We start from the raw sequence: 12,462 nt of genomic DNA, 5'->3' as shown, positions 1-12,462 counted from the left end.
GACAATGCCTTCACGCAGTGATCTCGCTAATGCTATTCGTGCTTTAAGCATGGATGCCGTTCAAAAAGCCAAGTCCGGCCACCCTGGTGCTCCTATGGGTATGGCGGATATCGCCCAGGTTTTGTGGGCAGACTATTTAAAGCACAACCCGAAAAACCCAAACTGGTACGATCGCGACCGCTTTGTGCTTTCAAATGGTCACGGCTCAATGCTGATCTATTCACTGCTGCATTTATCTGGCTATGACCTGTCTATCGACGATCTGAAAAACTTCCGTCAGATGCATTCCCGTACTCCGGGTCACCCTGAATACGGCTATACACCGGGTATTGAAACCACTACTGGTCCTTTGGGTCAGGGTATTGCCAACGGTGTGGGTATGGCCGTGGCGGAAAAGGTTCTGGCCGGTCAGTTTAACCGTGAAGGGCACGACATCGTTGATCACAACACCTACGTATTCCTGGGTGACGGCTGCATGATGGAAGGTATTTCTCATGAAGTCTGTTCACTGGCGGGCACTCTGGGTCTGGGTAAACTGATCGCATTCTACGATGACAACGGCATTTCCATTGACGGTGAAGTTGAAGGCTGGTTCACCGACGATACTGTGAAGCGTTTTGAGTCTTATGGTTGGCAGGTGATCCCACGTGTTAACGGTCACGACGCAGAAGAGATTAAGCAGGCCATTGAAACCGCAAAAACCAACACAGAACAGCCTACCCTGATTTGCTGTAAAACCATCATTGGCTTTGGTTCACCGAATAAAGAAGGCAAAGAAGATTGTCACGGCGCACCACTGGGCGATGACGAAATTGCACTGACCCGTGAAAAGCTGGGTTGGTCTCACCCGGCCTTTGAAATTCCGGCGGATATCAAAGCCGAATGGGATGCGACCGAGAAGGGCGCTCAGGCGGAAACCGAGTGGGATGCAAAGTTTGCGGCCTATAAAGAAGCGTACCCAGAGCTGGCGGTTGAGTTTGAACGCCGCATGAAGGGCGAACTGCCGGTGAACTTCGCGGACATCGCGGAAAAGTTCATCAACGATGTCAACGAGAAGGGCGAGGTTATCGCCAGCCGTAAGGCTTCACAGAACTCTATCGAAGCACTGGCACCGGCATTGCCGGAACTGTTCGGTGGTTCGGCCGACCTGGCCGGTTCCAACCTGACGTTATGGAGCGGTGCTCAGGGCGTTAGCGCAACGGACCCTGGCGGCAACTACTGCTTCTACGGTGTGCGTGAATTCGGCATGTCGGCAATGATGAACGGTATTCAGCTGCACGGCGGCTTGAAGCCATACGGCGCGACCTTCTTCGTGTTCATGGAATATGCACGTAACGCGATTCGCATGGCCGCGCTGATGAAGCAGCCGGTGATCCATGTTTATACTCACGATTCCATCGGCCTGGGTGAAGACGGCCCAACCCACCAGCCGGTTGAGCAGCTTGCAGCTATGCGTGCTACGCCTAATCTGAACACCTGGCGTCCGGCCGATGCCGTTGAAAGTGCTGTTGCCTGGGTTTATGCGATTGAAAGCACGGAAACGCCGAATGCTATGGTGTTCTCCCGTCAGGGCTTGCCGCACAACCCGCGTACACCAGAGCAGCTGGCCAATATCCGCAAGGGTGGCTATGTGCTGCAGGCCGCTGAAAAGCCGGATGCGGTGCTGATTGCGACCGGTTCTGAGCTGAGCCTGGCTGTTGAAGCCGCAGATACGCTGCGTGCCCAGGGCAAGCAAGTGCAGGTGGTTTCCATGCCGTGTACCGATGTCTTTGATGCGCAGGATGCTGCCTATAAAGAAGCGGTATTGCCAGCCGGCGTCAAGCGCTTCGCTATTGAAGCTGCCGCGAAAGACTTCTGGTACAAATATGTTGGTCTGGAAGGTGGCATCATCGGAATGGAAACATTCGGTGAATCTGCCCCAGCCGGAGAGCTGTTCAAGCACTTTGGCATCACTTCTGAAGCACTGGTCGAACTGGTGAACGAAAAAGCCTAAATTTAAGCAAATAGAAAGGCTGTCCGTATGGGCAGCCTTTTTTATTTGTGGTAAAAGAGTTGCCTGCTTGAGCGCTTCTAAAAAAATATTCCCGAGAAAAGAACAACTTCCCCCAAAACATCCGCTCGATGGAAGGAAATAGAGGACAAAATCAAAAGATGTACATTAAAAAACTAATGATTGCACTGTGTGCTGTAGTGGCAGCACCCTTGAGTTTTTCAGCGAGTCCTGCTGTTGCTTATTCGGAAGCGGGTAAGTTTGACAGCTCTTTTAACGAGGCCGTGTTTCGTGAAGGTGTCGCACCTTATCGGGCACAGTATGGGCACAATCTGGTTGAGATTGAACCGGCTTCGCCAGCAGAGTATGTGTCAGTTCTGACACGTCTTGCTGAACAGGGGCGTAGCCCGATTGTTGCGGTCGGCTTTTCTTACGGGGAGGCAGTGGCGGAAGTGGCCAGCCAGTATCCGGATCTTCAATTTACCATTCTCGATTCTGTTGTAGACCTGCCTAATGTGCAGTCGATCCTATTCAAAGAATACGAAGGCTCGTTCGTGGTCGGCGCCGTTGCCGCGCTGAAAGCGAAGAAGAACACAATTGGCTTTGTTGGCGGTGTGAATCTGCCGTTTATCACCAAGTTTGGCTGTGGTTATGCGCAGGGTGCGCACTACATCAACAGCAATATTCAGGTGCTGTCGCGGATGATCTCCGATGACTTCTCAGGCTTCGCTGATACGGAAGGCGGCTACAACAAAGCGGCTGAGCTGATAGATGCGGGTGCCGAGGTGATCTACGCAGCTGCAGGCGGGGCAGGTAACGGTGTTTATGATGCGGCGGCTGAAAATTCCGGTGTTTATGCCATCGGTGTGGATTCAAACCAGAACTTTTTGCACGTGGGCACCATGCTGACGTCTATGGTGAAGAACGTCGGTGTTGCGGCATTCGGTACCTGGCATGAAGCTGAAGAAGGCACCTGGAAGCCGGGCGTCAAGGTATTGGGTTTGGCTGAGAACGGTGTCGACTGGAAACTGGATATTTTCAATCGCGACCTGATCACCGTAAAGCAGGAAAAAGAGATTAATAAAATTCGCGAAGATATTATCAGCGGTAAGATTCGCGTGATTGATTACACAGCGAATAACAATCAGTGTCCGGTAGCGCTTATTAGTAACTAAAACTATAAAACGCAAAGGCAGGCACAAAAAAGCACTTCAACCGAAGTGCTTTTTTAATTTGCAGCGGCAACCGTAAACCGCAGTTCAAATCAGGCGCCTGCTGAAGGTTTTTCACTCTTCGTTTGTTCTTCTTTGTTTTCTTCCTCTGCTTTCTCTGTATCAATAACCGATCTCTTGCTGACCAGTTCGTTGCAGCTGTTGCAGAAATAGTTAACGGCGCCACAAGCGCGCAGTTCCTCGAGTTCGCTGTTACATTTAGGGCATAGCTTTGCCATGTTTCCACTCCAAAAGTTGTTAAAGAAAGCCTAGCACTTTGCACTTATTTTGGGCTGATGCTTATCAATCAGAGCTACTTTGGAGCACTGGTCAAATAAGATGAATCTTATCTGAACGAAACGTGATGTGTTCCGTGTAACAGTAAGGCGAGTGTGTATAATGCTTTCGATGTAATCATCCATCACTTGACCGTGCGGTCAGGATTGAATAAGGTGTGTCACCACCTCTCGTTGCGCACCACGTAATTAAAAAAACATAAAGAAAACACGGAAAGGGGATCCTTCATGAAAGCACTTCTAACGCTGGCTGCTGCTACTGTTATTGGCATGTCTGGCGCGGCGGTTGCCGCAGACTTTAAACCGGCAGTCGTTTATGACACAGCTGGTAAATTTGATAAATCTTTCAACGAAGCGGTATTCCGTAACGGTGCTGAAAAGTTCGTTACAGAAACTGGCATTCGCGTTCGTGAGTTTGAACCTCAGAACGAAGAACAGCGTGAACAGGGCCTGCGTACTTTAGCCCAGCGTGGCCAGAGCCCAATCGTTGCGGTTGGTTTCAACATGGCTTCTGCGGTAACCAAAGTTGCAGCTGAGTTCCCGGACGTTCAGTTCGCAATCATCGACTCTGTTGTTGATCTGCCAAACGTTCAGTCTATGTTGTTCGCAGAGCATGAAGGTTCTTTCCTGGTCGGTGCCCTGGCTGCAATGGTCTCTGAAACCGACAAAGTAGGTTTCGTAGGCGGTATGGACATCCCTCTGATCTCCAAGTTTGCCTGTGGTTATGAGCAGGGTGTTAAGTATGTAACTGAAAACGCAGAAGTGTTCCAGAACATGACAGGTTCTACTCCGGCGGCATTCGGTGACCCGGCGCGTGGTTCTGAACTGGCGAAATCTCAAATTGCCAAGGGTGCTGATGTTGTTTTCGCAGCGGCTGGCGGTACCGGTATCGGTGTTTACCAGGCAGCTAAAGACGAAGGCGTATACGCAATCGGTGTAGACTCTAACCAGAACTACCTGCAGCCAGGCACCATGCTGACTTCTATGGTTAAGAAGGTGGGTGTTGCTACTTACCAAACTTGGAAAGACGCTGAAGCCGGTAACTTCCAGCCAGGCATCAAAGTATTTGATCTGGCTTCCGGCGGTGTTGATTACGCAATCGACCAGTACAACGAAGCTCTGATCACAGACGAGATGAAAACCAAGGTTGAAGCCATTAAAGCAGACATTATTGCTGGCAAGATCAAGGTTCACGATTACACTGCAACCATGAGCTGCACGTACTAATCGACCTTTTATAAAAGCGCTGGCCTTTGGTCAGCGTGGCTATAAAAATTAGCTATAAAACGCAGCTGCGTTTTAACTTAGAAAAGGGCAGGTATTCACCTGCTTTTTTCCTATCTAACTCTTATTAATTTTATTGAACATCAGGTGAGTCATGACTGCTCAGACAGATGTTGCTGTTCAAATGGCAATCGAATTACGCGGTATCGACAAACGCTTTGGCGCGGTTCACGCGAATAAAAACATTGATCTCAAGGTAGAGAAGGGCACCATCCACGGCATTGTCGGGGAGAACGGTGCGGGTAAATCCACCTTGATGAGTATCATCTACGGTTTTTATGAAGCCGATAAGGGTGAGATTCTTATCGACGAAAAGGTCACTAAAATCAGTGACTCCAAAGTGGCGATCGCTTCCGGCATTGGCATGGTGCATCAGCACTTCATGCTGATTCAGAACTTCACTGCCCTGGAAAACGTTATTCTGGGTGCGGAAAGCGGCATGATGCTGAACGTCAGCATGGAAAAGGCTCGTAAAGAGCTGACCCGACTGGCGAGCGAATACGGTCTGGATGTTCCGCTGGATGTTCCGGTCGAGCAGCTTTCCGTCGGCATGCAGCAGCGTATCGAAATCCTTAAGGCGCTGTACCGTGGCGCGAGAATCCTGATTCTCGATGAACCGACCGGTGTATTAACCCCTCAGGAAGCCGAGCACCTGTTCAAGGTTCTTGCTGCGCTGAAAGAGCAGGGTAATACCGTCATTATCATTACCCATAAGCTGCAGGAAATTATGGCCGTTACCGATAACGTCAGCATTATGCGGCGCGGTGAAATGGTCGGTCACGTCAAAACGGCGGAAACCAACCGTGAGCAGCTGGCCGAACTGATGGTGGGTCGTAAGGTATTACTGCGGGTCAATAAAACAGAAGCGAAGCCGGCTGGAACACTGCTTAAGGTGAACAACCTTTCCTGGACCGACAGCGCCGGTGTATTGCGTCTCGATAACGTCAACTTTAACGTCCGCGCCGGTGAAATCGTGGGTATTGCCGGGGTCAGTGGTAATGGCCAGTCAGAGTTGCTGGAATTGCTGTCGGGCATCAAAAATATTCAGCACGGCTCAATTGAGGTGTCTGGCAAAACGCTGGACGAGAACCATCAGTTGACCCCTTCCGAAGTTCGCGACATTGGTGTTGCACACATTCCTGAAGACCGCCATAAGATGGGTCTGGTCAATTCTTTTGCCGCCGATGAAGCCTTCATTCTTGGTTACCACCGTAACGATGTCTATAACGCTAAGCTGTTAATGGACCAGGCGGCGATTAAAAATGACTGTGCAGAAAAAATGGAAAAGTGGGATGTACGTCCACAGGATCCAAAACTGAAAACCGCCAACTTTTCTGGTGGTAATCAGCAGAAGCTGGTCATTGCCCGTGAGATGGAGCAGTCACCGGATGTTCTGTTGGTGGGTCAGCCGACCCGTGGTGTTGATATCGGCGCTATTGAATCTATTCACAACCGTATTATTGAAATGCGTGATGCCGGTAAGGCGGTACTGCTGGTTTCTGTCGAGCTGGAAGAGATCATGAGCCTGGCGGATCGCATTCTGGTGATGTTCGATGGCAAGATCGTTGGTGAAGTGCCAACAGATGTCGCCAATGAGCAGATTCTCGGTCTGATGATGGCCAACATTGTTCCCGATGAAGTTAAAGCATTACAGAAGGAAGCGCATTCATGAGTCAACAACGCATTCCGGCCTGGGTAACGGTTATCGGCGTACCGCTGGTTAACATCCTGTTAGCGGCCATCGTTTCCGGTTTCGTATTTATGTATCTCAACATCAGCCCGATAGATGCAGTTAAGACCATGGCCTATGGTGCTTTTGGCAGCTCTTATGGCTGGGGCTACACCCTTTACTACACCACCAGCTTTATCTTTACCGGCCTAGCCGTGGCAGTCGCTTTCCATGCCAGCCTGTTTAATATTGGCGGTGAGGGTCAGGCATATGTGGGCGCGCTGGGTGTTGGTCTGGTGTGTCTGCTGCTCGGCGGCAAAATCCCGTTCTTACTGTTGCTGCCATTGAGCATTATCGCGGGCGGCCTGTTTGGTGCACTGTGGGCCTTCATCCCGGCCTGGCTGCAGGCCACACGTGGTTCGCACGTGGTGATTACCACCATCATGTTCAACTTTATCGCGGCGTCGTTTATGGCTTACCTGCTGGTGGAAGTACTTAAGCCGGAAGGTTCTATGGCGGTAGAAAGCGCGGTGTTCCATGAAGCCAGCTGGATCCCGAAGATCTGGGAACTGGCCGGAACGATGGGCATTAAGATGCAGCGTTCACCGCTTAACCTGTCGATCATCTGGGCGCTGATCTGCTCGGTATTCGTTTACTTCTTTATCTGGCGTACTAAGTGGGGCTATGAAATCCGCTCCCTGGGCCAGAACGCTTCTGCTGCAGAATATGCCGGTATTAATCTGAATAAAACCATCATCATGACCATGCTCATCTCCGGCATGCTGGCCGGCTTCTTTGCACTGAATGTTGTTCAGGGCGAAGCGCACCAGATCAAGCTGAGCCTGGTGAATGGCATGGGCTTTACCGGTATTGCGGTCGCGCTGATGGGCCGTAACCACCCGATCGGTATCGTCTTAGCCAGCCTGCTGTTTGGCTTTTTGTATCAGGGCGGTGGTGAATTGCAGTTTGAATACGGCGTCGACCCACGCATCATCGTGGTGTTGCAGGGCCTGGTTATTCTGTTCTCCGGTGCGCTTGAGCACATGACCAAGCATCCGGTGGAGAATGCTTATCTGAAACTGTCGCAACTGGTCGGCAAACAAGAAGCGAAGGGGGCCTGATCCATGGATCTGTTTAACAATATCATTCTGATTCTGGATGCCACCCTGCGTGTATCCACGCCGCTTATCTTTGCCGCGCTGGCGGGTATGTTCTCTGAACGCTCCGGCGTCGTGAACATTGCACTGGAAGGTAAAATTCTGGCCAGTGCCTTTGCCGGCGCGGCGGCAGCCTATATTACTAACTCGCCTTGGATGGGCTTGCTGGCCGGTGTGTTTGTTTCGGTCATGTTTGCCATGCTGCATGGCTTTGCCACAGTGACACACCGTGGCGACCAGGTGGTTTCCGGTATGGCCATTAATATTCTGGCGGCGGGCTTAACGGCCTCGCTGGGTAATTTCTGGTTCCATCAGGGCGGTAATACCCCGAACCTGGTAGATTCGCTCAATGGCATTGATGCCCGCTTTGAGCCAATCGTGTTCCCGTTTGCCAAAGCGCTGGAAGATGTTCCGGTGATCGGTGGCCTTTACTCTGAACTGCTTTCCGGGCACTTCCTGCTGGTGTATCTGGCGTTACTGGCGGTTCCGGCTTCGTGGTTCCTGCTGTTCCGTACCCGCTTTGGTCTGCGACTGCGAGCGGTGGGTGAAAACCCGACCGCGGTCGATACCGCCGGTATCTCGGTGGTAAGAATGCGTTACATGGCGCTGATCATCTGTGGTGTTCTGGCGGGTCTGGCCGGTGTTTACCTTTCTGTTGCGGTAACCGCGCAGTTCCTGCCGAACATGTCGGCCGGTAAAGGCTATATGGCCCTGGCGGCATTGATCTTTGGTAAGTGGCGGCCACGCGGTGCACTGCTGGCCTGTTTGATGTTTGGTGTATTGCAGGCGATTGCTGACCGTTCTCAGGGCGCTATGATCGGTGCCTTTGAAATTCCGGTCCAGTTCATCGAAGCTTTGCCATACATTCTGACCGTGGTCCTGCTCGGTGGCTTCATCGGTACCGCAGTTGCACCGAAGGCGGTTGGTAAGCCTTATGTGAAAGAGCGCGAATAACCGGCTCAGTCGAAACACTTCTTTTTAAGCCCGCGTCCTGCGGGCTTTTTCATTTCTGCACCTGCCGAAAAAATGAATTAGCCGCCGGCTCCGGTGCAGTTTCTTCTTCGAATGTGCAGAAAAAACGCTGTCGGGTATTGGTGAGGTAAAGCCAGGGTCACAGTTAGACCCAGTTCCTAGATCAACGGGTCTGCCTGAATAATCATTCAATCTTCAATGTGCTGACATCAAATTGTCACAGTACATGATCTGAACATTTGCCGCCGATGTGGTTTGACATTGCACCGTCAATTTCCGGCATTTCAATGAATTGAATCTGCAAAGGAATAAACCATGTCTGACCACATGTTAGGCGGGAGATTAAAAGCCTTATGAAGCCTATGAACAAGATTAACTGCCAAACCCTGTTGATACTGCTAACCAGCCAGTTGGCGCTCAGTGCTTGTCAAGCAGAAGCCAAGCCAGGTGCTGACAGCGATGGCTCGCTGACGAACTATGATTCGAGCGATTCGGTAAGCTACAGCGGCACCCTGGTCATAAATGAAATTGTCGCCAAACCGGTGTCTGGTAATGACTGGATCGAGCTTTACGTCACCGAAGGCAGCGTGGATCTGTCTGAATACAGCCTGGTGGATGACGATGCTGATCACGAAGCCCAGAGCCTGCCCGATGTAGTGCTCAGTGCCGGTGACTATCTGGTCATTGAAGCCGTTGATGATGCAGACGATGTCACTCTGGACAGCGGCTATTACGTGACCTTTAAGCTCGGTTCCGATGATGCCGTAACGCTGTATCAGGATGGTGTAGCGGTCGATAGCCTGGACTGGCAGGACGGCGATGCCGATGAAGGCTACAGCTACGGCCTGCTGCCCGATGGCACCGGCGATGCACAAACCCTTTCACCCACACAGGGTGCCAGCAACGAAGCGTCGGATGACGAAGCGGTTGAGCTCGACACCATTGTGAACAACGATGCACAGCTGCGCATTAATGAGATTGTCGCGCAGGATGCCGACGGCGGTTACGACTGGCTGGAGCTATACGTCACCGGCAGTAGCAGCGTTAATCTGTCAGATTACACGTTGGCCGATGAAAGCTCCGACCGGCTAAGTCTGCCGAATGTCACGCTGGCCGCCGGTGAGTTTTACCGCATCTACGCCACCACTGATACGCTGGATGACTACGAAACAGTCGCCTTTAAGCTGGGTGGCAGTGATGAAGTCAGCCTGTATGAGGGTGATGACCTGATCGATAAGCTTGAATGGAGTAAGGGCGATGCACTGATCAACTACAGCTATGGCCGTTACCCGGATGGAAGCGATGGTGTGCAAACCCTGACGCCAACTGCGGCGGCTGGCAATGCCGTTGCTGAGCGTACTCAATTGCTAATCAACGAGGTCGTCGCCAACGATGCAAACGGCGGTGATGATTGGTTTGAGCTGTATAACAACAGCGACGAATCCATTTATCTGGCCGATTACGCGGTGATCGATGCCGATTCTGACGAGCAAGCTGCCTTGCCGGATGTCACGCTCGGAGCCGGTGAATACAGGGTCATCTACGCCACTGAAACAGACCCCGGCAGTGATTATGTCCCGTTTAAACTGGGCAACAGCGATGAGCTGAGCCTGATCTATGACGACGAAACGGTTGATTACCTGGACTGGGATGCCAGCGACGTTCCCGAAGGTTACAGCTATGGTCTGTCACCGGATGGCAGCTGGGTGCAGGATACCCTTGAGCCTACTGCCGGCAGTGCCAATGAGGCCGCCCAGGTGTTCAGCAGCGATACCGTGGAATCGGTTTATATCACCCTGGATAGCGCCGACTGGTCCGACCTGCTGGAAAACGCCGTCGATGAAACCTATTACTACGCCGACGTCAGCTACAAAGGCGTGACGCTGGAAGACGTAGCCTTTCGGGCCAAGGGTAATTCCAGTTTGGATGCCGTGGCCAATATGGGCAGCGAGCGCTACAGCTTTAAGGTGGATATGAACGAGTACGTCGATGGCCAGAAGTTGCTTGGACTGAAGAAGTTTGTGCTCAATAACTCCTACAACGACCCCAGCTACCTGCGCGAATACATCGCCTATGAGCTGATGGATGAGCTGGATGTACCCGCGCCGCGCCGCGCTTTCGTGAACCTCTACATTAATGATGAACGGCATGGCCTGTACCTGATGGTTGAGGCGGTTGACGGTGAATTTCTGGAAGACCATTACCAGAATGCTGAAGGCGATATGTACAAGCCGGATGGCACCGGCAGCGATCTGCTGTGGATCAGCGACAGCTTCACCGACTACAGCGGTGTTGATGTGGAAACCAACGACGACACCACCGATCACGGTGCCTTCATCAACTTTATTGATGAGCTGAACTACGGCGAGCCGGACGACGTGATCGACTACGATACGCTGATGCGTTACATGGCCGTCAGTACTTCGCTTTCAAACCTCGACAGCTATCACGGCTACTACGCCCATAACTATTATTTTTATGAACAGGATGGCGTGTTCACATTGCTCCCCTGGGATTTCAACGAGTCGTTCGGCACCTTTGATTTAGGCTGCAGCAACGATTTGCGCGAGCTGTACATCGATGAGCCGACCAGTGTCAGCATGGCCGAGCGCCCGCTGATCGAGAAAAGCTTTGCCTCCGATGACAACCTGGCAAGCTATCACGGTTATCTGCAAACCCTGATTGATGGCGCGCTGGCAACCAACAGCTTTGAAAGCTGGGTGGATGAGATGGCCGCGTTGATCCGCGAAGACGTCGCCAATGATCCAACCTCTTTCTACGGCATTGACGGCTTTGAATCGAATCTGAACAGTGACTACCAGGGCTTTTACGGCCTGACCAGTTTCATCAGCTACCGCGTCAGTAACATGGTGCAGCAGCTGAACGGAACGGCGCCGTCTTCCGGTACGGGCAGTGGCTATTGCTCAACCGTGGGTAGCGGTGGCGGTACATCGCCCGGGCAGCGCTAACAGCAAAGCCAACACTCATCCTTTAACCCTTAATCACTCACCACCAAGACCAATTCCGGTTCCTGGTGGTGACTGCTGCGAGTAAAAAAATGCTAGAAAAAAACATTAATTCACGGTTATCAGGCTTTGCCGGTTATGGCCTGGATGATTTAAAAAAAGCCAATCTGATGAATCGTGTCGACAGCAAATTCATGTTCCCGGTGAGCTGGCTGCCTAATATGTTGCAACAGCTAACGGGCCACTATCGTGTGCTGGATATAAATGGCTGCAGAGTTTCCACCTATAAAAACCAGTACCTGGATACACCGGAAATGAAGTTCTATTTCGACCACCACAACGGCAAGCTCAACCGCTATAAGGTGCGTCAGCGCAATTACACCGACACGCAAACCTCGTTTCTGGAGGTGAAGCATAAAACCAATCAGCGCCGCACCCACAAAACCCGCGTCTGTCTGGATAACCTGCAGGGCAGCCGGCAACCAGCCGATTTTGTATCCAGTGCAGTTGGTATTGATTATTCAAAGATGGTGGTCACGCAACACAGTGGCTACAACCGTATTGCACTGGCCAATGAAGATTCAGCTGAGCGGCTGACCATTGATTTTAACTTGTGGTATTCCAGCAATGGCCAGAAAAAACTTCACCTGAACAGCCTGTGTATTGCCGAATTGAAGCAGGCGAAAAGCACCAAGAATTCGCCGTTCTTTTCTCTACGGGAAGTCCCTCACATGACCCAAACGGGCTTCAGTAAGTACTGCATCGGCTGTGCCTTGCTCTACGGTGATGAGATTAAGGTCAACCGCTTTAAACCGGTGCTGCGAAAATTATCAGAGCAGCGCATTCATTAACCACTGGATTAAGAAGTAAACAGACAGGGACGTTCAGATAAAGCTATGAAAACACTAACCCTTTAA

General features: G+C 51.5%; 9 protein-coding genes. 8 read left to right on the top strand and 1 reads right to left on the bottom strand.

Features of this window, described 5'->3' with window-relative positions; translation table 11 throughout:
• Positions 1–4 precede the first annotated feature (4 nt).
• Positions 5–1,993, top strand: a complete 1,989-nt coding sequence (gene tkt / locus BCF53_RS00660; RefSeq protein WP_132698830.1) for a transketolase — start codon at positions 5–7, stop codon at positions 1,991–1,993.
• Between the two features lie 158 nt (positions 1,994–2,151).
• Positions 2,152–3,165 carry a BMP family lipoprotein gene (locus BCF53_RS00655; RefSeq protein WP_207902607.1) on the top strand — a complete coding sequence of 338 codons (1,014 nt, stop codon included), beginning with the start codon at positions 2,152–2,154 and terminating at the stop codon, positions 3,163–3,165.
• Between the two features lie 89 nt (positions 3,166–3,254).
• Here BCF53_RS00655 and BCF53_RS00650 read toward each other — a convergent pair whose 3' ends face one another.
• Positions 3,255–3,440 (bottom strand): YfgJ family double zinc ribbon protein, encoded by a 186-nt coding sequence (locus BCF53_RS00650; RefSeq protein WP_132698828.1) that lies wholly within the window; start codon positions 3,438–3,440, stop codon positions 3,255–3,257.
• Between the two features lie 285 nt (positions 3,441–3,725).
• On the opposite strand from BCF53_RS00650, the gene BCF53_RS00645 reads away from it, so the two are divergent.
• The 6 genes from BCF53_RS00645 (at position 3,726) to BCF53_RS00620 (ending at position 12,396) form a co-directional block, all read left to right on the top strand.
• The gene (locus BCF53_RS00645; protein WP_132698826.1) at positions 3,726–4,724 is read left to right on the top strand and encodes a BMP family lipoprotein; all 999 of its coding nucleotides are present in this window, start codon (positions 3,726–3,728) and stop codon (positions 4,722–4,724) included.
• 151 nt (positions 4,725–4,875) lie between these two features.
• Complete coding sequence (locus BCF53_RS00640) at positions 4,876–6,453, top strand: ABC transporter ATP-binding protein (protein WP_132698824.1); 1,578 nt, start codon at positions 4,876–4,878, stop codon at positions 6,451–6,453.
• Positions 6,450–7,571, top strand: coding sequence for an ABC transporter permease (locus BCF53_RS00635; RefSeq protein ID WP_132698822.1), 1,122 nt, complete (start codon positions 6,450–6,452; stop codon positions 7,569–7,571). Before BCF53_RS00640 ends, BCF53_RS00635 begins: the two co-directional genes overlap by 4 nt.
• A gap of 3 nt (positions 7,572–7,574) precedes the next feature.
• Positions 7,575–8,561, top strand: a complete 987-nt coding sequence (locus tag BCF53_RS00630) for an ABC transporter permease (RefSeq protein WP_424511397.1) — start codon at positions 7,575–7,577, stop codon at positions 8,559–8,561.
• A gap of 371 nt (positions 8,562–8,932) precedes the next feature.
• Positions 8,933–11,548, top strand: a complete 2,616-nt coding sequence (locus tag BCF53_RS00625) for a CotH kinase family protein (protein WP_207902606.1) — start codon at positions 8,933–8,935, stop codon at positions 11,546–11,548.
• Between the two features lie 89 nt (positions 11,549–11,637).
• Positions 11,638–12,396 carry a polyphosphate polymerase domain-containing protein gene (locus BCF53_RS00620; protein WP_132698820.1) on the top strand — a complete coding sequence of 253 codons (759 nt, stop codon included), beginning with the start codon at positions 11,638–11,640 and terminating at the stop codon, positions 12,394–12,396.
• Positions 12,397–12,462 lie beyond the last annotated feature (66 nt).

It is taken from the genome of Reinekea marinisedimentorum, from assembly GCF_004341165.1.
GTDB classification, from domain to species: Bacteria; Pseudomonadota; Gammaproteobacteria; order Pseudomonadales; family Natronospirillaceae; genus Reinekea; species Reinekea marinisedimentorum.
This window is presented reverse-complemented; position numbering and strand designations above follow the sequence as displayed.

Coding starts and splice junctions, on each gene's coding strand:
- tkt (WP_132698830.1), top strand. CDS start 5: ATGCCTTCACGCAGTGATCTCGCTAATGCTATTCGTGCTTTAAGCATG.
- BCF53_RS00655 (WP_207902607.1), top strand. CDS start 2,152: ATGTACATTAAAAAACTAATGATTGCACTGTGTGCTGTAGTGGCAGCA.
- BCF53_RS00650 (WP_132698828.1), bottom strand. CDS start 3,440: ATGGCAAAGCTATGCCCTAAATGTAACAGCGAACTCGAGGAACTGCGC.
- BCF53_RS00645 (WP_132698826.1), top strand. CDS start 3,726: ATGAAAGCACTTCTAACGCTGGCTGCTGCTACTGTTATTGGCATGTCT.
- BCF53_RS00640 (WP_132698824.1), top strand. CDS start 4,876: ATGACTGCTCAGACAGATGTTGCTGTTCAAATGGCAATCGAATTACGC.
- BCF53_RS00635 (WP_132698822.1), top strand. CDS start 6,450: ATGAGTCAACAACGCATTCCGGCCTGGGTAACGGTTATCGGCGTACCG.
- BCF53_RS00630 (WP_424511397.1), top strand. CDS start 7,575: ATGGATCTGTTTAACAATATCATTCTGATTCTGGATGCCACCCTGCGT.
- BCF53_RS00625 (WP_207902606.1), top strand. CDS start 8,933: ATGAAGCCTATGAACAAGATTAACTGCCAAACCCTGTTGATACTGCTA.
- BCF53_RS00620 (WP_132698820.1), top strand. CDS start 11,638: ATGCTAGAAAAAAACATTAATTCACGGTTATCAGGCTTTGCCGGTTAT.